We start from the raw sequence: 17,914 nt of genomic DNA on the forward strand, positions 1-17,914 counted from the left end.
CAGCGCGGCACGGACCACGTGCATCATCGGCATCCCCGCCACGCCGCATCCTCCACCGGGGCCGGCGCGCGGTCGGGCGTCGCGGACATCGCCATGACCCCGGCGGCCTTGTCCTTGAGCTCATTGACCACGCGCTGAGCGGTCTTGGGCCCCACGCCCCTGGCCGTCTTGATCGCGTTCCAGTCCCCCAGGGCGACGGCGCGGCTGACGCCCTCTGCCCCGAGCGACCCCAGAATGGCCAGCGACGCTTTCGCCCCTACTCCCTGAACGGTCATCAGCAGGCGGTGCCATTCCTTCTCGGCAAGGCTGGCAAAACCGTAGAGTTGCAGCAGGTCCTCGCGCACCAGAAGGTCCGTGTAGAGCGCGACATGCTCGCCCGCGGGCGGCAAGGCCTGCAGCGTTCTGTCCGAACAATAGACGAGGTAGCCCACCCCGCGCACGTCGATCAGCACGTGATCGTCAGTGGCATAGTCGATCCGGCCGGCGACACGCCCGATCACGCCCCGACCCTCCGCACCGGCCGCCGCGGTGCCCGCGCGTGATGGGCATGGCAGATCGCAACGGCCAGCGCATCGGCCGCGTCGGGACCGGCCATTTGCACACCGGGAAGCTGGATCCCGACCATGTGCGCGATCTGGTCCTTGTGCGCGTGGCCCACGCCGACGACCGTCTTCTTGACGGTGTTGGGGGCGTACTCGCCAACGGACAGGCCGAACTGGGCCGGCACGAGAAGGGCGATCCCCCGTGCCTGCCCCAGCTTCAGGGTTCCAGCCCCGTCCTTGTTGACAAAGGTTTGCTCGACCGCCGTCATGTCCGGGCCGTGACAGGCGAACACCTCCGTCAGTTGCCGGTGCAATGACAGAAGGCGCTCCGACAGGGTCGCGCCTTCGGACCGGCAGACGCCATTGGCCACGTGGGTCATGCGGCTTCCTTCCACGTCGATCGCGCCCCAGCCGAGGTTTCGCAACCCGGGATCGATGCCCATCACCCGCATGTTTCACTGCCCGTTCTTTTCACTTGGGGATGGCTTAGCACGAAACGGGAACATCCGCCAAGAAAAATGGGGCTGTGTCGCGCAAATGGCCACAATGCCCGGCGGCTTTCACCGCGGGACAGCGTGAATGGCACACCGTGGGAAATCACGCCCGCAGCCTTGCACGTTTTGCATATGGACTATGCAGTTGCCCAGCTTGCCAGCCCCGGATCGCCCAACTAATTGGCTTTTTACAAATACCCCCTGCCAAAACGAATTTCGAAAGGACCGTGACAATGGCTGTCATCGACACTCCCCGTAACGTTTCGGCCGTCGGCGTCTCCGGCGGTCTCTTCCGGCTGTTCACGCTGTTCGGTCACTGGATCGAGGCGCGCCGCACGCGCAAGGCGCTGTCCAAACTGTCCGACCGCGAACTCGACGACATCGGGCTGACCCGCGGCGATATCAAGCGTCTCAACTTCTGAGCGCGACAGACCAGCTGAAAAAGGCAAAGCCCTGCCCCGGGATCACGGGGCAGGGCTTTTCATTTCCCGCTGCCGGCGCGCACGGGCGGCCAGGTTGCAACCGCTGGCACGGCATCACGCGGGGGGCGGGTTCAGTTCGGCAAGGCGGCAATGCCGTTCGCGATCATCTGCGACACGAGGTCAGGTGCCATGATGAACGCGCCCATCTGCTCCAGCAGGGTTCCGCGTTCCAGCTCATGAATGGCGCCAGCATAGGTTTCTTGACCCAGCCCGGCCATCAGGCTGGCCTTGAACAGCAGGAACGCCAAGAGCAACACGCCGAACCCGCCGGGAGTTATCAGGGGCCGCGGCGGACCATCGACAAGGACGATGACGCCGTCCTGCTTCTCCTCCAGCGCAAGCGAAACCCGGTCCGCCTCGTACTGTTCCACGCGCATCAATTCCATCGGACGCGCAAACTTCAACAATTGCAACACGTAACCCGTCACGGCGCCCAGTCCCTCCGTATTTCGACTTTCCCGGAACACGGCGAAAGCTAGGCACGAATTATGGCAAAACTTGGGCACACGACACCGCTGCACGGTCACTTGCCGGCACGCTCAGCCTAATTTCTGCATCACTGCCGTTGTCCACTCACCAATCTCGGCACGGTCTGCCAGATTGTTTCCCGCTCCCTTGTAAACAGCGATCACCTCGTCGGCCTGCTCGTTCAGAATCCCGGAGAGAATCACCTGTCCGCCGGGGGCCAGCGCGTCGGTGATATCGGGCGCCAGCGCGATCAGCGGGGCCTTCAGGATGTTGGCGAAAATGAGATCGAAAGGCGCCGCGGCCGCGATCTGGGGATGGTCGAGCCCCCCGACCTCGACACAGTCGACGCGGCCGGCCAGGCCGTTGGCGGCGACGTTTGCGCGCGCCACCTCGACCGCCACGGCGTCGATATCGCTGGCCAGAACAGTGCCGGGCCAGATCCGGGCCGCCGCCATGGCCAGAACCGCCGTACCGCAGCCGAGGTCAAGCACACGGCCCCCTGTCATGCCTTCGCGCGCCAGCCGGTCAAGCGCCAGCAGGCAGCCCTGCGTCGTGCCGTGATGGCCGGTTCCGAACGCCATCGACGCCTCGATCAGCAAGGCCTCCGCCCCCTCGGGCACCTTGTCGGCGTCGTGGCTGCCATAGACGAAGAAACGCCCCGCCTCGACCGGGGTCAGTTCGCGCCGCACCTTGTCGACCCAGTCGACCTCGGGCAGTTCCGAAACAGCAAAGGGGTTCGCCCCGTGGATCGCCGCCAGAAGCGCCAGCGCGGCCTCGTCAGGCTTGTCGTCGAAATATGCGCCGACCTCCCACCGGCCGGAGCCATCCTCGATCTCGAAGGTGCCGACGCCGGTGGGCGCGGGGGTCATCCTTTCGATATCCTCGCCGAGCGCCTCCGCGGCGGCCTGGCCGTTCAATGTCGTAAGCGCGGTGAAGGTGGGCATGAGCTGGGACCTCCGGGCTGTCGGTCAGTGGGTCATTCCGCCGGTGCCGGGGCGGGGGCGGCAAGGATCGTCTCGCGCCCCGGTTCGGGATGGCGCGGGATGAGAAGTGCCAGCAGCAACGACACGCCGGCCATCGCCGCCGCAAGAATGAAAACCGCCGCAGGCGAGACGAGCCAAAGATACCCCAGCAACGCGGGCAGGAACACGGCCGCGATGTGGTTGATGGTAAAGGCCACCGCCGCCGTGGGGGCGATGTCGCCGGGGTCCGCGATCTTCTGGAAGTAGGTCTTGAGCGCCAGCGCCAGCGCAAAGAGCAGATGGTCGATCACATACAGCGCGGCCGCCAGAACGACGCCCCAGCCGAAATAGTAGATCCCGCCATAGGCGAGGAACACGATTACCAGCCCGAGATACTCGAAGATCAGCGTCGCCCGTTCCCCGTAGCGGTAGACCGCACGCCCCATGAGCGGGGCGCAGACCATGTTGGCCACGAGGTTGACGAGAAACAGCGCGGTCACCTCGTGCACTTCGAAGCCGAACTTCTCGACCATCATGAAACCGGCGAAAACCACGAAGATCTGGCGGCGCGCCCCGGCCATGAACTGCAACAGGTAATACAGCCAGTAACGCCGGCGCAGCACCATCCTCTTGACCTGCGGGTTGGGCGCCTCGAACTGCGGGTAGGCGACAAGGCAGAACAGCGCGACCACCGCGGTCACGCCGCCGGCCAGCAGGTAAACGGTATTGTAGGTCAGCCCGAGCGCCTCCCATGTCATGACGATCAGGACATAGGCAACGAGCGTCGCCGCGGACCCCGCGGCGACAAGCCAGCCAAGCACCCGTGGCGCGCGCAACTTGTCCAGCCATTGCAGCTGCAGCGACTGGTTGACCGTCTCGAAATAGTGAAACCCGATCGAGCTGAGCATGGTGATGGTCAGGATTCCGCCCAGGGTGGGAAACTGCGCCGTCAACGCCGTCGCGACACCAAGCAACACGAGCGAGACAAGCCCCAGCACCTGTTCTCGTACGAAGATGATGATGGCGATAACCCCGATGGCGAGAAACCCCGGGATCTCGCGCACGGTGTGCAGCCAGCCGATATCCGCCCCGTCGAAGCCCGCCGCCTCGATCACGAAATTGTTGAGCAGCGCCGTCCACGTGGCAAAGGCGATCGGCATCGCCGCCGCCATGAGAAAAAGCAGCGTCACGGGCCGCCGCCACAGCGGCAGGTTTTTGGCCTCGGCCAGGGGAACCATGCGTGTCATGTGCCTCCTTTACGCCCTTCCCCGACGATTGGCGAGAGCCATGGCAGAGGGGGTTGAAGGATGATGCGAGAACGGCCACGGCCGCGACGGTGATGAACTGCGCGCAGTTTCGCTGCCTCCGGCATCCGCAACGGGCATGACCACGGGGATGCAGCGGCTATTTCACCGCCTCGATGTTCAGCGACACCAGAGTTCCGTTTTCCTTGTCCATGTGTGGGATATAGGCTTGGGAATAGTCGTCCATGTGGGCATGTTCCGTCTCGCGCCAGTCCCACAGCCGCGTCTCGGAAAACCCGACCTCGCGCAGCGCCTCCGACAGCGATGCCTCGTCGAAGATCATGCCGTGGAAATCGTATTCGTCCCGCTGCCCGCCGGTCACCAGCCCGCGCACGTCCTCGATACCCCGCGGCAGGGTGCCCGAGAGATAGAGCCGCGCCGCGGCCTCGAAATCGGGCACGGCCAGGCGCAGGATGCCCCCGGGCGCCAGCACCCGGCACCATTCGGCCAGCGCAGCCTTGTAGGTGTTGCGCCCGAAATGCTCCAGCACGTGGCAGGCATAGATCAGCTTGACCGTGTTATCGGGAATGAAGGACAGGTCCTCAACCCGGCCCACGTGATCGACATGGTCATAGTCGAGCGCATCAACGTGGTACCAGCCGGGCAAATGCTTGACGCCGCAGCCAAGGTGTATCTTGTCATATTGTCCCATCACTCTCTCCCTTACGCGCCTTGGCGCAGCAACTCGTAATCCTTGATGCACCCGGCAATACCGTCATCGAGCGTGATCCGCGGACGCCAGCCAAGCCCGTGCAGGCGGGACGAATCCATCAGTTTGCGGGGTGTGCCATCCGGTTTGGCCGTGTCATGCACGATGGCACCGTCGAACCCGGCGGCGGCGGCGATCTTCTCTCCCAGTGCGCGGATCGAGATTTCCTGCCCCGAACCGACATTGACATGCGGCGCGTCGGAATAGTGCCGCATCAGGAAGATCAGCGCATCGGCCAGGTCGTCGGCATGCATGAACTCGCGCAGGGGGCTGCCGGTGCCCCACATCACCACCTCGCGATCCCCGGCCTCGCGCGCCTCGACCATCTTGCGGATGAGCGCGGGCAGGACATGGCTGTTTCGCAGGTCGTAGTTGTCGCCGGGACCGTAGAGGTTGGTGGGCATGGCCGAGATGAAATCCGCGCCATGCTGCTTGCGATAAGCCTGGCACAGCTTGATGCCCGCGATCTTGGCAATCGCGTACCACTCGTTCGTGGGCTCCAACGGCCCGGTCAGCAGCGCCTCCTCCCGCATCGGCTGCTCGGCCATCTTGGGGTAGATGCAGGAGGAGCCGAGGAACATCAGCTTTTCCACCCCCGCCCTGTGGGCGGCATGGATTATGTTGGCCTCGATCATCAGGTTTTCGTACAGGAAATCCGCCGGGTAGCTGTCATTGGCCAGGATGCCGCCCACCTTGGCGGCAGCCACGAAAACGGCGTCCGGCTTGTTGGCGGCGATCCACTCTTCTGCCTCCGCCTGCCGCGTCAGGTCGGCCTCGCCGCGCGTGGCTGTCAGAACCGTGCAATCCTCCCGTTCAAGCCGGCGGCAGATCGCCTGCCCCACCATGCCCCGGTGCCCGGCCACGTAGACCCGCTTGCCCGCCAGCGAATAGAGCGGCTCAGGCATGGCGCCGCGCCTCCTCCAGATCGCTTTCGACCATCTCCCGCACCAGGTCGTCGAAGCTCGTCTCGGGCGTCCAGCCCAGTTGCTGCTGCGCCTTCGAGGCATCGCCCAGAAGCGTCTCCACCTCCGCGGGGCGGAAATACTGCGGATCGACGCGCACGATCACCCGGCCGCCCGCATCGCGGCCGATTTCATTCAGGCCGTCGCCTTCGAATGTCACGCTCATGTCCAGCACCTCCGCCGCGCGGGAGACGAACTCGCGCACGGAATACTGCTGGCCGGTGGCGATGACGTAATCCTCCGGCGCCTCCTGTTGCAGCATCAGCCACATCATGCGCACGTAATCGCGCGCATGGCCCCAGTCGCGCCGCGCATCGAGGTTGCCAAGGAGCAACTCTTCCTGCAGCCCCAGCTTGATGCGGGCCAGCGCGCGGGTGATCTTGCGGGTGACGAAGGTTTCGCCCCGGATCGGGCTCTCATGGTTGAAGAGAATGCCATTGCAGGCATAAAGCCCGTAAGCCTCGCGGTAATTCACCGTGATCCAGTAGGCGTAAAGCTTGGCCACGGCGTACGGGCTGCGCGGGTGAAACGGCGTTGTCTCCCGCTGCGGCACTTCCTGAACCAACCCGTAAAGCTCGGATGTCGAGGCCTGGTAGAACCGGGTCTTGTCGCCCAGCCCCAGGAACCGGATCGCCTCGAGCAGGCGCAGCGCGCCCATCGCGTCGGAATTGGCGGTATATTCCGGCTCCTCGAAGGACACGGCCACATGGCTTTGCGCGGCAAGGTTATACACCTCGTCGGGCTTCACCTTCTGCAGGATATGGGTGAGCGACGAGCTGTCGGTCATGTCGCCGTGATGCAGCACGAAGCGCCCCTCGGCCCCCGGCGCCCCCTCGATCAGGTGGTCGATGCGCGCGGTGTTGAAAAGCGACGTGCGCCGCTTGATGCCGTGCACCTCGTAGCCCTTTTCCAGCAGGAACTCCGCCAGATAGGCGCCGTCCTGCCCGGTGACGCCCGTGATGAGTGCTGTTTTCTGGCTCATGTCATACTCGCCGCTGGTTCGAAGAACACCCGATAATGGCTATCGGTCGGGTTGAAAAGGGGTTGGGCAGCAAGGCGCGTGCAGCGTCGGGATCCTACCGCCACGGCCCCAAGCGGTGTCAAGCGCGCGGCCCGCCGCACTGCCGAACCGCTCCTCAGATGCACCGCCCGCCATCCACCTCCATGCAGACGCCGGTGACCATGCTCGCCTCGTCCGAACACAGGTAACAGGCGGCGTTGCCCATGTCCTCGGGGGTGGAGAACCGGCCAATGGGGATGGTGGACAGGAATTTCGCCCGCATCTCGGGCGTGTCCTCGCCCATAAAGGTCGACAGCAACGGCGTCTCGCCCGCCACAGGGTTGATCGCGTTCACGCGGATGCCCGACGGCGCGAGTTCCACCGCCATCGCCTTGGTCGCCGTGTTCATCCATCCCTTGGACGCGTTGTACCAGTTGAGCCGGGGCCGCGGGCTGACCCCCGCGGTGGACGCCACGTTGAGAATCGCGCCGCCATTGCCGCCTTTCATCCTTGGCACGAAAACGCGGGCAGTCAGGTACACGGACTTGCAGTTGACCGCGAAGACGCGGTCGAACTCCTCTTCGGGGACCTCCTCCAGCGGCTGCGGCAGATGTGTCACGCCAGCATTGTTGACCACGATCTCCACGTTGCCGAGCGTCTTTTCAGCGGCAAGCCCCAACGCCCTGACGCTGGCGGGGTCCGAGACATCGACGGCGCAGGCGCTCGCGCCCAGTTCGTCGGCCAGCGCCGCGGCCTTGTCGCCGTTGATATCGGCAATCATCACCTGCGCCCCCTCGGCAACGAACTTTCGCACGATCCCCTCGCCGAACCCGCTCGCCCCGCCGGTTACGATGGCCGTCTTTCCCTCAAGCCGCATGTCCGCTTCTCCCTAGATGCCTGTTTCGCTCTTGCTATCGCCTTTGGCCCGCCGCTACCAGTTTCCTGACGCCGGAACCGGCACGCCCCGGACCTACATCGCAAAGGACACCGCCCATGATCCAGAAATTCGGCCCCGAAACCGCCCTCCTTCTGATCGACGTGCAGAAAGGCGTGAACGTGCTCGAACACTGGGGCGGGCCGACGGGGCGCCGCAACAACCCCGGCGCCGAGGCCGAGATGGCCCGCCTGCTGGCGGCATGGCGCGAGAATGGCCTGCCGGTGATCTACACCCAGCATGACAGCCGCGAAGCCGCCTCGCCCCTCAAACTCTCGCTGCCCACGGGCGAGATGATCGACGGCTTCGAGCCCCGGCCCGGCGAGATCATCATCCGCAAGGACGTGAATTCGGCCTTCATCGGCACCGATATCGAACTCAGGATGCGCCAGCACGGCATCACCCGGCTGGTGATCGTCGGTTTCTTCACCAATTTCTGCGTCGAAACCTCCACCCGGATGGCCGGCAACCTGGGCTACGACACCTACCTCGTGCCCGATGCCTGCGCCACCACCAACCGTATCGGCCCGGACGGCGCCGATCATGACCCCGAAACCGTTCATGCGCTGTCGGTGGCCTCGCTGCACGGGGAATTCTGCACAGCGCTCTCGACCGATCAGGCGCTTGCCCTGACCAAGGCCAAAGCCCCTGATCTGGATCGCGTTCAGGGCAACGAGTAGCTCACTTCGCGGCACCTTACGCCGGCCTGTTCACGTCCCATGCAATCTCGCGGATGCCCGCCAGCCGTGCGAACCTCACCAGCTCCGCCTCCAGTTTTTCCACCCGTGCCGCGCCCCATTTCACCCCCAGCTCCGGCCAGAACCCGGTGACGCGCAGCCACCCCTCGGAGCGGTCCGCCTTGAGTTCGCAGCGGCCGACGAAACGATCCTTTTCAAGCAGCGGGTAGACGTAATAGCCCCAACGGCGCTTGTAGCGCGGCACGAACATCTCGTTGCGGTAGGCAAAGCCGAACAGCCGCTCCAGCCGGGTACGGTCGCGGATCGCCGGGTCGAAGGGGTTGAGCAGCCTCATGCGCCCCGATAACGCGGGGGCCGATGCCAGCCGTGCCTCGATATCGGGGGCGCCCAATGCCTCGCGCCATACGCCGTCGGCCCCTTGCACTGTGACGGGCACCAAAGGGCGGCGGGCGGCCCAATCGCGCGCCTCCGCAGCCTCGGCGACGGCCCAGAACCGGCGCACCTCGCCAATCGTCCCGAGGCTCAGCCGGTCGATCGCCCGGTCGCATAGCAGATCGGCCGCCTCGCGCGCGCCGGGTCCCTCGCACAGTTGCGCCGGGAAGACCCGCCTGCCCAGATCGTAGAACTTGACGAAATTCTCGCGCCTGCTGGTCGCCAGATCGCCGGCATACCACATCTGGTCCAGCGCCCGCTTGTGCGGCGGTCGCACCCACATCTCGCGGCTTTCCGCCCGCGTTTCGAAGGCGTGGCTCGACAGCGCCCCCTCTGCGGCGATCCGCTCCCGGATGCGGGCGGTTTCCTCCGCCCCCAACCCGGACTGGTACCACGGCTCGCGCGCGGCCTTGTTCCCCAGCCGGCGAAACTGGCGCTGCCACAAGGGCAGTACCTCCATCGGGATGAGAGAGGCGTCATGCGTGAAATGCTCGAAAAGCTCGCGCCGTTCCAGCAATGGCCAGACCATCCCCTCGCGGTAGGCCTGGTTACGGCTCCACAGAATGTGGTTATGCGCGCGGGTGACGTTTCGGATCGTGTCGATCTGCACAAAGCCCAGAGCGCGGACCAGCGCCATGACATCGACGCGCCCGCCAGGCGTCCCGGCCAGCCCGTTGGTCCAGAGCCACAGCCGCCGCGCATCGCGGTTGGGAATGCGCAGCCGCGCCCTCATGCACCACCCCCCGCCGCCATGCGCGGCAATCGCGGCAGGGCATCGATCAGGCGCCGCGTATAGGGATGGGACGGCGCAGTGAACACCGTCTCGGTCGCCCCCTCCTCCACGATCCGTCCACCCCGCATGACAAGCACCCTGTCGGTCACGTTGCGCACAACCGACAGATCATGGCTGATGAACAGGTAGGTCAGGCCGAAGCGGCGCCCGAGGTCGGCCAGCAGGTCGAGGATTTGCGCGCGGATGGACACATCGAGCGCGCTTACGGCCTCGTCGAGGATGATGAGCTCTGGCCGGATGATAAGGGCACGGGCGATGGCGATACGTTGGCGCTGTCCGCCGCTGAACTCGTGGATGTACTTTTGCCCGTCCTCGCGCGAAAGGCCCACGCTTTCCAGCGCGTCCGAGACCGCGCGCTGCCTTTCCGCACCCCTTGGCGGATCGTCAAGCAGGTGGAAGGGTTCGCTGACGAGCCGCGCGACCGTCCAGCGCGGGTTGAAGCTTCCGTACGGGTCCTGGAACACCACCTGCATCCGCCGGCGCACCGCGCGGTTGGCCCTCTGGCCATCGTATACAGGCTGCCCGTCGAGTAGTACCTTGCCCGCCTGCACATCCTCCAGCCCCAGTATGGCCCGGGTCAGCGTGGATTTCCCACAGCCCGACTCCCCCACCAGCCCAAGGTTCTCGCCCCGGCGTATCTCGAAGCTCACCCCGTCCACTGCGCGGAACACCCCCGGCTTGCCAAGCCAGCCCCGGCGCGGCGTGCCGTATTCGCGCACCACCCCGCGCACCTCGAGCAGCGTCCCTTCGCCCCGGGCGCCCGCGCGCGGCGGCACGTGGTCCGACGCCTCCAGCAAGGCCCGCGAATAGGGATGCCCGAGGGTGGCAAACGTGCCCTCCTCGACCACCCTGCCGTGGCGCATGATCACGATCCGGTCGGCCATGCCCGACACGACCCCCAGATCGTGGCTGATGAGCACAAGGCCCATCCCGTCCTCCTGCACGAGACGCTTCAAAAGACGCAGAACCTCAGCCTGGGTGGTCACGTCCAGCGCGGTGGTCGGCTCGTCGGCGATCAGCAGGCTGGGACGCAGGGCGATCGCCATGGCGATACCAACCCGCTGGCGCTGTCCGCCCGACAGCTCGTGCGGATATCTCGAGAGCGGGAAACGGCTCTGCGGCATTTCCACCCTGTCGAGCGCATCGGCTGCCCGAGCCAGCGCCTGCCTGCGTGTCGTGTTCTCGTGGATCAGGATGGTTTCGGCGACCTGCTGACCGATGGTCTGCAGCGGATTGAGGGCTGTCATCGGCTCCTGGAACACCATGCCGACCTCGCTGCCCCTGAGCCGGCAGAGCGCACGTTCGGAGAGCGTGGTCACGTCCTTTCCGGCCAGGCTGATCCGCCCGTCGCCGGCCGCGCCTTGCGGCAAGAGCTGGATGACGGACAGCGCCGTCATCGACTTGCCGCTCCCCGACTCGCCGATGATGCCCACGATCTCGCCACGCTCGACGCGGAAAGAGACATCATGCAGCACGGGCGCCGCGCCGATACGGAGGTTGAACCCCGCGATCTCCAGCAGGCTCATGACCGCCGCCTCCGCAGCCTCGGGTCCAGCATGTCGCGCAACCCGTCCCCCATCAGGTTCAGCCCCAGCACGGTCAGCAGGATCGCGAGGCCGGGAAAGACCGCCATGTGCGGCGCGATCGAGATCATGGTCTGGCTGTCCGCCAGCATCCGCCCCCAGCTGGGCAGCGGGGGCTGGGCCCCGAGGCCGACATAACTCAGCCCCGCCTCCGCCAGGATCCCGAGGCTGAACTGGATCGTCCCCTGCACGATCAACAGGTTCACCACGTTGGGCAGGACATGCTCCCAGCTGATGCGCGCCGCCCTCTTGCCCGCCACCCGCGCGGCAAGCACGTAGTCACGCGTCCACAGGCTCATGGCCGCGCCGCGCACGAGCCGGGCGAAAACCGGGATGTTGAAAATCCCGATCGCGATGATCGCGTTGACCGCCCCGGCGCCGAAAACGGCCGTGATCATCACGGCGATAAGCAGGCTGGGAAAGGCGAAGACCAGGTCGTTGCCACGGCTGATCACCTCGTCGATCCAACTGCCGCGTCGCGCCGCGGCCATCAGCCCGAGCGGCACGCCGATCCCCATGCCGATGCCGACGGCAACCAGCGCCACGGCGATCGAGGTTCGCGCGCCGATCATGATCATGCTCAGGATGTCGCGCCCGAAATGGTCGGTGCCCAACGGGTGCGCGGCCGTCGGCGGCTGCATCTTGGCGGCGATGTCGAGGGTCTCGATGCCATGCGGCACCCACAGCAAAGACAGCAGCGCCACCCCGGCGAACAGGGCGGACAGGGCCGCGCCGAGGATCAGCGTCGCCCTCATCGCCGCCCCCTCAGCCGCGGATCAACCCAGGCATAGGCAAGGTCGACAGCGAAATTCACCACGACCACCGCGAAAACGAGGAACATCACCACGGATTCCACCACGATCAGGTCACGGGCCGATATCGCCTGGAACACCAGCCGCCCCAGCCCCGGCAGGAAGAAGACATTCTCGATGATGATGACACCCGCCAGCAGGAAGGAGAATTGCAGGCCAAGGATCGTCAACACCGGGATGAGCGCGTTGCGCAGCGCGTGGCGGCGCAACGCCTGGCTCCGGCTCAGGCCCTTGGCCCGCGCGGTGCGTATGAAATCCTCCCCCAGCGTGTCCAGCAGCGCCGACCGCATCACCCGCGCCAGGATGCTCGCCTGCGGCAGCGCCAGCGCAACCGCAGGCAGGGTCAGGCTCTTCAGCCCGGGCCCGATCCCGGCATCCCAACCGGGGAATCCCCCGGCCGAGAACCAGCGCAGGTTGATGGCAAAGACGAGCACCATCAGCATGGCGAACCAGAAGTTCGGAACAGCCACGCCAAGCTGGGTGATCCCCATCACGCCCATGTCCACCGCCGACCCGCGCCGTGCCGCCGCCCAGATGCCGGCGGGCAGGGCGACGAGGGTGGACAGCGCCAGCGCGTAGAGCGCGAGCGGTAGGCTGACTTGAAGCCGCTCCGCGATCATCCCGGACACCGGCGTGCGGTACGTGTAGGAAATTCCGAAATCGCCCTGCAGCATGCCGCCGATCCAGGCGAGGTAACGTTGCGGCGCCGGCCGGTCGAGCCCCAGCTCCGCGCGCAGCGCCGCGACGGTATCGGGCTGGGCGTTGATCCCCAGCATGTAGGCGGCCGGATCGCCCGGAACGACCTCCAGCGCAAGGAAGATTACCACCGACGCCACCAGAAGCGAGGCGATCAGCGATGCCAGCCGTCGCGCCGCGTATCGCAGCATCACGCCACCCCCGGCTTCTTCTTGGTCCAAATACCCGTATCGGAATTTTCGAAAATTCCGGGTAAGAAAATTCCCATTTTCTTACCCGTTTTCCGCCCGGAAAACGGCGCCCGGCCGGTCACTTCTCCCAATGGACCCCCGTCAGGTCCGTGGCCTGTGTCGGCGCGTCCTTCCACAGCCCGCGGATCTCCGCATTGGCCACCGTCGGGGTGGCCAGCTGGAAGAGATAACCGTTGACGTAATCCTTGGCGATCTTGCGCTGCATCCGCTTCAGCAGAGCCGAGCGCTCTTCCGGGTCGGTTTCGGTCGACAGCGCCGCGTTCATCTGCTGGAACTCGGGGCTGTCATACTGGAAATAGTAATCGGGCCGCGCATAGATGCCGATGTCGAACGGCTCGGTATGGCTGACGATGGTCAGCCCGTAATCCTTGCCGCGGAACACCTGCTCCAGCCATTGCGCCCATTGCAGGTTGGTGATCTCGGCCTCGATCCCCACGGCGCGCAGCTGCGCGGCGATGATCTCGCCCCCGCGCCGCGCATAGGAGGGCGGCGGCAGCTTGAGCGTCGTCTCGAACCCGTCCGGATACCCAGCTTCGGCCAGCAGCGCCTTCGATTTTTCCGGATCGTGTCCGGACATGCCTGTCAGGTCGACGTAATCGGGATGGTGCGGGGCGAAATGCGTGCCGATGGGCGTGCCCAGACCGAACATCGCGCCGTCGATGATCTCCTGCCGGTCGATCGCATGGGCAATGGCCTTGCGCACCTCCAACCGGTCGAGCGGGGGCTGCGCGTTGTTGATCGACAGGATGGTTTCCCCCTCCGTGGACCCAACCAGCACCTGGAACCTTGGATCGGCTTCGAACTGCGGCAGGTTCTCGGGCGCGGGGAAGCCGGGAAAGGCATGGACATCCTCGGCCATCACCGCGGCAAAGGCCGCCGTGGGGTCGGAGATGAACTTGAACGTGGCCTCCGTCAGCTTTGCCGGGTTCCCCCAGTAGTCGGGATTCCGGACAAGCGTGATCCGGTCCCCCTGCACCCAGTCGTCGAACATGAAGGCACCGGTGCCGACGGGCTCCTGCTTGATTCCGCCGATGCTCTCGGGCGCCACGATCACCGCGTCTCCCCACGCCATGTTGAAAAGGAAATTGCCGTCGGGCGCCTTCAGCGTGACCTTGACGGTCAGCTCGTCCACGACCTCGACAGCCTCGATCCCTTCGAACAGGGCCTTCTGGGCGTTCTGGCTGTTCTCGTCGCGGGCGCGGTCGAGGGTGAATTTCACGTCCCCTGCATCAAGCGCGGTGCCGTCGTGGAACATCACGCCGTCATGGAGCCTGAACGTGTAAACCGTCCCGTCGCCCGATATCTCCCAACTCTCGGCGAGCCCGGGGTTCACCGAGCCGTCGGGGCCGAACCGCGTGAGCCCCTCGAACACGTTGGCGTAGAGCACCTGGTCAATCGCGCCGGCCGCCGCGCTCGTGGGGTCGAGATGCGGCGGCTCGAGGTTCAGGCCGACCACCAGATCCGTCTTGGCCTCGGCCCCCGCGGCCGCCAGCGTCACAGCGCCGGCCATTGCCAGATGTCTCAGATTCGTCATCTTTCGGCTCCCCTCTCCTTTGCACGTCCGCGATCACGCGTGCCCCGGTGACGAGTGTCACCGCAAACCGACGCATGATCAACCACCACGCGCCCGCGGATGGTGGAACACGCCGGCGCGTCCTGATAAACACCTGACGCGGCCCACCGAATTCAAGGTTTTCTCATGAATGCTCCCGCCTGCAAGCTCATTGCCCGATCCAGCGCGGACCGCCAAGCTTGGGAGGGGATCGCATGACGGGGCCGCAGATCCTGCGCCGGCTGTGCGATCTGCGCAGCCAGACCCGCGGCTGGCATGACGCCCGGCAAAGTATCGGTGTCGTACCGACCATGGGGGCGCTGCACGAGGGGCACCTGTCGCTTGTCGAGGCCGCGAAAGCGGCGTGCGACCGGGTGATCGTCACGATCTTCGTCAATCCCAAACAGTTCAACAACCCGGACGATCTCGCCAATTACCCCCGCACGGAAGAAGAGGATGCGCGCAAGCTGGCCCGCTTCGGCGTTGACGCGCTCTACATCCCCCGGCCGGAGGAGGTGTATCCCGACGGTTTCGCCACCACCGTTTCCGTTGCCGGGCTCACTGACGTGATGGACGGCGTGCACCGCCCGGGGCATTTCGACGGGGTGGCGACGGTCTGCACCAAGCTCTTCACGCAGACCACGGCGACCGACGCGTTCTTCGGCGAGAAGGACTTCCAGCAGCTGCAGGTCGTCCGCCGGCTGGCGCGCGACCTCGACCTGGGCATCAACGTGCACGGCTGTCCCACGATCCGCGACATCGACGGGCTGGCGCTTTCGTCGCGCAACCTGCTGCTCAGCGACCGCGCCCGAACCTTGGCCCCCCGTCTGTTCGAGGAACTGGAACGGGTGTCCGGGCAACTCGCCGCGGGAAAGCCCTTCGGCGACCTGCAGCGCGCCGCGATAAACCGGCTTGAGGCGACCGGCTTCACCCGGGTCGACTATCTCGACCTGCGCGCGGCCGACGACCTGCGCCTGCTGGACACCCCCACGCGGCCCGCCCGCCTCTTCGCCGCCGCCTGGCTCGCGGGCGTGCGGCTGATCGACAATATCGCGGTGTAAGGCCGCCGCCGGTGTCGCATCCCTCGCGACCGGATTTCGGGCCCCTCAATCTGGCGCCCCGTTCAGCAGATCGCACAAGGCCAAGGCCATCACCTGCGCCGATTGCACCATGTCCTCGATGCCCACGTATTCATCCGGCTTGTGGGCGAGGTCGAGAATGCCCGGCCCGTAAGCGATGCAGTTCTTCAGCCGCCCGATCCGGTCGATATGCTTCTGGTCATAGGTGCCGGGGCTGACGACGTAATCCGCCTCGCGGCCGAATACCTCCTGCACGGCCGCGGCCACGGCGGCGACAACGGGCGCCTCGCGCGCGGTCATCGTGGGCAGCACGCGGAAGAGCTCGCGGATCTCGTAGTCGAGCCCGGGCCGGCCGTCGCGGACCCGTTCCATCACCGCTCGGATTTCGGCCTGCACCTCGTCGATGTCCTCCTCGATGAGAAAACGCCGGTCGATCACCATGCGGCAGCGGTCGGGCACGCAGGGGCTGGGCATGCCGGTATAGTCCACTTCCTGTTCCGGCGCGCCGCCATGGATGGAGTTGATGTTGAGCGTGGACTGGCGCGCGCCCTCGGGCACCACGGGCATCTCGGTGCGCTTCCCGGCCAGCGCGGGAAAGAGGCTGTCCTCCATTTCCCGCAGCACCGCCCCCATGTGCCGCACCGCGCAATCGCCCAGAAACGGCATCGAGCCATGGGCGATCTCGCCCCTTGTCTCGATCTCGGCCCACCAGACACCGCGATGGCCCAGGCAGATGCGGTCCTTGTTAAGCGGCTCGGGAATGATGACATGGTCCACCCTGTCGGGGCCGAACCAGCCCTGCTCGGCAAGGTAGGCCACGCCGCCGAAGCCGCCGGATTCCTCGTCCGCCGTTCCCGAGATCTCGATCGCGCCGGGATGGTCGGGCACCAGGGCGATGAACGCCTCGGCCGCGATGATGCTGGCGGCCAGCCCGCCCTTCATGTCGCAGGCCCCGCGCCCGTAAACCCTGCCGTCGCGCAGCTCCGCGCCGAAGGGGTCGACGGTCCAGCCATGGCCCGTCTCGACCACGTCGATATGCGAATTGAAATGCACGCACTGGCCCTGCCGTGTCCCTTCGCGCCGCGCGATGATGTTCCAGCGGGGATACCGGTCGCTGTCGCCGGGCGCGCCTTCGGCCCGGACAAGCCGGGTTTCAAACCCCGCCCGCCGCAGCCGGCGATCGAGGTAGTCACATATCGTTCTATACTCCCGCCCCGGCGGGTTGAGCGTGGGAATGCGGATGAGGTCTTGTGCAAGCGCGACGAGCTCCTCTCGCCGCGCCGAGATTTCCGCGCTGAGATCGTCTGCCGTGACCATGCACCCGCTCCCTCCCGACTGCAAAACCCTAGCACCTGATCGACGCGGGGAAAAAGGCAATCGGTCGGCGCGCTGTGCAGGACTTGCCGGCTCTGCGGGGCCGGGCCGTCATGCCGCCGGGCGTGCCGCCTCCGCCGCGGTGCGCAGGGCGCGCATGTTCTCGCCATACACTTCCGGCCGGTCTGCCGATCCACCCCTGAACACGGCGGATCCCGCGACCAGAACATCCGCACCGGCCGCGACGACGGGCGGCGCCGTCTCCGGCGTGATCCCGCCATCCACCTGGATGTGAACCGGACGATCACCGATCATTTCGCGCAGCCGCCGGGTTTTCTCGATGCCGCTGCGGATGAATTTCTGCCCGCCGAAACCGGGGTTGACCGTCATCAGCAGCACCATGTCGATCTCGTCAAGAAGGTACTCGATGCTTTCCAGCGGGGTGGCGGGGTTCAGTGACACCCCGGCCATCTTTCCCGTCGCCCGGATCGACTGCATCGTGCGATGAATGTGCGACTCGGCCTCGACATGGGCCGTGATCATGTCTGCGCCGGCCTCGGCATAAGCCTCGATGTAGGGATCGACAGGGGAGATCATGAGGTGCACGTCCATGAAGGTCTCGACATGCGGGCGGAACGCCTTGACCGCCTGTGCGCCGAATGTCAGCGCGGGCACGAAATGGCCATCCATCACGTCGATATGCACCCAGTCGGCGCCCTGGCTCTCGATCGCGCGGATTTCCCGTCCGAAATCCGCGAAATCGGCACTGAGGATCGACGGAGCGATTTTTATGGAACGGTCGATACTCATGCGGTGGCTCCTGGATGCTGCGGACCTGTGAGGAACG

The 17,914-nt window shown here is 65.9% G+C and carries 18 protein-coding genes and 1 pseudogene; 3 read left to right on the plus strand and 16 right to left on the minus strand.

The genetic code is table 11. The annotated features are described in order from the left end of the window. Nucleotides 1-65 precede the first annotated feature (65 nt). Together ruvA and ruvC are read right to left on the minus strand one after the other, a co-directional pair. Nucleotides 66-500: pseudogene (gene ruvA / locus ACH13J_RS13065) on the minus strand (Holliday junction branch migration protein RuvA); the annotation flags it as partial. Next, nucleotides 497-994 carry a crossover junction endodeoxyribonuclease RuvC gene (gene ruvC / locus ACH13J_RS13070; protein WP_397543782.1) on the minus strand — a complete coding sequence of 166 codons (498 nt, stop codon included), beginning with the start codon at nucleotides 992-994 and terminating at the stop codon, nucleotides 497-499. The gene ruvC and the pseudogene ruvA, both read right to left, overlap by 4 nt. 275 nt (nucleotides 995-1,269) lie before the next feature. On the opposite strand from ruvC, the gene ACH13J_RS13075 reads away from it, so the two are divergent. After that, on the plus strand, nucleotides 1,270-1,458 hold the full coding sequence (locus ACH13J_RS13075) for a DUF1127 domain-containing protein (RefSeq protein WP_397543783.1): 189 nt from the start codon (nucleotides 1,270-1,272) through the stop codon (nucleotides 1,456-1,458). Between the two features lie 131 nt (nucleotides 1,459-1,589). Here the strand turns inward: ACH13J_RS13075 and ACH13J_RS13080 are convergent, their stop codons facing one another. From ACH13J_RS13080 to ACH13J_RS13110, 7 genes are all read right to left on the minus strand, one after another. Further along, a complete protein-coding gene (locus ACH13J_RS13080; protein ID WP_397543784.1) occupies nucleotides 1,590-1,904 on the minus strand; it encodes a hypothetical protein in 315 nt (104 codons plus the stop codon). Nucleotides 1,905-2,057: 153 nt separating this feature from the next. Then, complete coding sequence (locus ACH13J_RS13085; protein ID WP_397543785.1) at nucleotides 2,058-2,930, minus strand: 50S ribosomal protein L11 methyltransferase; 873 nt, start codon at nucleotides 2,928-2,930, stop codon at nucleotides 2,058-2,060. Nucleotides 2,931-2,962: 32 nt separating this feature from the next. Then, entirely contained in the window at nucleotides 2,963-4,195 is a 1,233-nt protein-coding gene (locus ACH13J_RS13090) for an MFS transporter (protein ID WP_397543786.1), read from the minus strand. A 157-nt stretch (nucleotides 4,196-4,352) separates the two neighbouring features. Further along, nucleotides 4,353-4,904, minus strand: coding sequence for a methyltransferase domain-containing protein (locus ACH13J_RS13095; protein WP_397543787.1), 552 nt, complete (start codon nucleotides 4,902-4,904; stop codon nucleotides 4,353-4,355). Nucleotides 4,905-4,915: 11 nt separating this feature from the next. Continuing rightward, nucleotides 4,916-5,866, minus strand: a complete 951-nt coding sequence (gene fcl / locus ACH13J_RS13100) for a GDP-L-fucose synthase (protein ID WP_397543788.1) — start codon at nucleotides 5,864-5,866, stop codon at nucleotides 4,916-4,918. Beyond that, nucleotides 5,859-6,905: a GDP-mannose 4,6-dehydratase gene (gmd, locus tag ACH13J_RS13105; RefSeq protein ID WP_397543789.1), complete on the minus strand. Its 1,047-nt coding sequence runs from the start codon at nucleotides 6,903-6,905 to the stop codon at nucleotides 5,859-5,861. Before gmd ends, fcl begins: the two co-directional genes overlap by 8 nt. 154 nt (nucleotides 6,906-7,059) lie before the next feature. Beyond that, nucleotides 7,060-7,800 carry an SDR family oxidoreductase gene (locus ACH13J_RS13110; protein ID WP_397543790.1) on the minus strand — a complete coding sequence of 247 codons (741 nt, stop codon included), beginning with the start codon at nucleotides 7,798-7,800 and terminating at the stop codon, nucleotides 7,060-7,062. A gap of 116 nt (nucleotides 7,801-7,916) precedes the next feature. On the opposite strand from ACH13J_RS13110, the gene ACH13J_RS13115 reads away from it, so the two are divergent. Then, nucleotides 7,917-8,537 (plus strand): isochorismatase family protein, encoded by a 621-nt coding sequence (locus ACH13J_RS13115; protein ID WP_397543791.1) that lies wholly within the window; start codon nucleotides 7,917-7,919, stop codon nucleotides 8,535-8,537. A gap of 16 nt (nucleotides 8,538-8,553) precedes the next feature. Here the strand turns inward: ACH13J_RS13115 and ACH13J_RS13120 are convergent, their stop codons facing one another. The 5 genes from ACH13J_RS13120 to ACH13J_RS13140 form a co-directional block, all read right to left on the minus strand. Then, nucleotides 8,554-9,720: a DNA glycosylase AlkZ-like family protein gene (locus tag ACH13J_RS13120; protein ID WP_397543792.1), complete on the minus strand. Its 1,167-nt coding sequence runs from the start codon at nucleotides 9,718-9,720 to the stop codon at nucleotides 8,554-8,556. Next, on the minus strand, nucleotides 9,717-11,306 hold the full coding sequence (locus ACH13J_RS13125; RefSeq protein ID WP_397543793.1) for a dipeptide ABC transporter ATP-binding protein: 1,590 nt from the start codon (nucleotides 11,304-11,306) through the stop codon (nucleotides 9,717-9,719). Before ACH13J_RS13125 ends, ACH13J_RS13120 begins: the two co-directional genes overlap by 4 nt. Further along, entirely contained in the window at nucleotides 11,303-12,118 is an 816-nt protein-coding gene (locus ACH13J_RS13130) for an ABC transporter permease subunit (RefSeq protein ID WP_397543794.1), read from the minus strand. The genes ACH13J_RS13125 and ACH13J_RS13130 overlap by 4 nt, the downstream gene beginning before the upstream one ends. Beyond that, nucleotides 12,115-13,062, minus strand: coding sequence for an ABC transporter permease subunit (locus ACH13J_RS13135; protein ID WP_397543795.1), 948 nt, complete (start codon nucleotides 13,060-13,062; stop codon nucleotides 12,115-12,117). Before ACH13J_RS13135 ends, ACH13J_RS13130 begins: the two co-directional genes overlap by 4 nt. Before the next feature lie 118 nt (nucleotides 13,063-13,180). Next, nucleotides 13,181-14,656, minus strand: a complete 1,476-nt coding sequence (locus ACH13J_RS13140) for an ABC transporter substrate-binding protein (RefSeq protein WP_397543796.1) — start codon at nucleotides 14,654-14,656, stop codon at nucleotides 13,181-13,183. 233 nt (nucleotides 14,657-14,889) lie between these two features. Here ACH13J_RS13140 and panC point away from each other — a divergent pair, with 233 nt between their 5' ends. Continuing rightward, nucleotides 14,890-15,735 carry a pantoate--beta-alanine ligase gene (gene panC / locus ACH13J_RS13145; protein ID WP_397543797.1) on the plus strand — a complete coding sequence of 282 codons (846 nt, stop codon included), beginning with the start codon at nucleotides 14,890-14,892 and terminating at the stop codon, nucleotides 15,733-15,735. Between the two features lie 45 nt (nucleotides 15,736-15,780). On the opposite strand, the gene ACH13J_RS13150 is transcribed toward panC, so the two are convergent. Then, nucleotides 15,781-17,070, minus strand: coding sequence for an acetylornithine deacetylase/succinyl-diaminopimelate desuccinylase family protein (locus ACH13J_RS13150; RefSeq protein WP_397543798.1), 1,290 nt, complete (start codon nucleotides 17,068-17,070; stop codon nucleotides 15,781-15,783). 108 nt (nucleotides 17,071-17,178) lie between these two features. Next, complete coding sequence (rpe, locus tag ACH13J_RS13155; protein ID WP_397543799.1) at nucleotides 17,179-17,877, minus strand: ribulose-phosphate 3-epimerase; 699 nt, start codon at nucleotides 17,875-17,877, stop codon at nucleotides 17,179-17,181. Between the last annotated feature and the right edge of the window lie 37 nt (nucleotides 17,878-17,914).

The sequence above is a fragment of the Roseovarius salis genome (genome assembly GCF_044472985.1).
GTDB classification, from domain to species: Bacteria; Pseudomonadota; Alphaproteobacteria; order Rhodobacterales; family Rhodobacteraceae; genus Roseovarius; species Roseovarius salis.

Coding starts and splice junctions, on each gene's coding strand:
- ruvC (WP_397543782.1), bottom strand. CDS start 994: ATGCGGGTGATGGGCATCGATCCCGGGTTGCGAAACCTCGGCTGGGGC.
- ACH13J_RS13075 (WP_397543783.1), top strand. CDS start 1,270: ATGGCTGTCATCGACACTCCCCGTAACGTTTCGGCCGTCGGCGTCTCC.
- ACH13J_RS13080 (WP_397543784.1), bottom strand. CDS start 1,904: ATGGAATTGATGCGCGTGGAACAGTACGAGGCGGACCGGGTTTCGCTT.
- ACH13J_RS13085 (WP_397543785.1), bottom strand. CDS start 2,930: ATGCCCACCTTCACCGCGCTTACGACATTGAACGGCCAGGCCGCCGCG.
- ACH13J_RS13090 (WP_397543786.1), bottom strand. CDS start 4,195: ATGACACGCATGGTTCCCCTGGCCGAGGCCAAAAACCTGCCGCTGTGG.
- ACH13J_RS13095 (WP_397543787.1), bottom strand. CDS start 4,904: ATGGGACAATATGACAAGATACACCTTGGCTGCGGCGTCAAGCATTTG.
- fcl (WP_397543788.1), bottom strand. CDS start 5,866: ATGCCTGAGCCGCTCTATTCGCTGGCGGGCAAGCGGGTCTACGTGGCC.
- gmd (WP_397543789.1), bottom strand. CDS start 6,905: ATGAGCCAGAAAACAGCACTCATCACGGGCGTCACCGGGCAGGACGGC.
- ACH13J_RS13110 (WP_397543790.1), bottom strand. CDS start 7,800: ATGCGGCTTGAGGGAAAGACGGCCATCGTAACCGGCGGGGCGAGCGGG.
- ACH13J_RS13115 (WP_397543791.1), top strand. CDS start 7,917: ATGATCCAGAAATTCGGCCCCGAAACCGCCCTCCTTCTGATCGACGTG.
- ACH13J_RS13120 (WP_397543792.1), bottom strand. CDS start 9,720: ATGAGGGCGCGGCTGCGCATTCCCAACCGCGATGCGCGGCGGCTGTGG.
- ACH13J_RS13125 (WP_397543793.1), bottom strand. CDS start 11,306: ATGAGCCTGCTGGAGATCGCGGGGTTCAACCTCCGTATCGGCGCGGCG.
- ACH13J_RS13130 (WP_397543794.1), bottom strand. CDS start 12,118: ATGAGGGCGACGCTGATCCTCGGCGCGGCCCTGTCCGCCCTGTTCGCC.
- ACH13J_RS13135 (WP_397543795.1), bottom strand. CDS start 13,062: ATGCTGCGATACGCGGCGCGACGGCTGGCATCGCTGATCGCCTCGCTT.
- ACH13J_RS13140 (WP_397543796.1), bottom strand. CDS start 14,656: ATGACGAATCTGAGACATCTGGCAATGGCCGGCGCTGTGACGCTGGCG.
- panC (WP_397543797.1), top strand. CDS start 14,890: ATGACGGGGCCGCAGATCCTGCGCCGGCTGTGCGATCTGCGCAGCCAG.
- ACH13J_RS13150 (WP_397543798.1), bottom strand. CDS start 17,070: ATGGTCACGGCAGACGATCTCAGCGCGGAAATCTCGGCGCGGCGAGAG.
- rpe (WP_397543799.1), bottom strand. CDS start 17,877: ATGAGTATCGACCGTTCCATAAAAATCGCTCCGTCGATCCTCAGTGCC.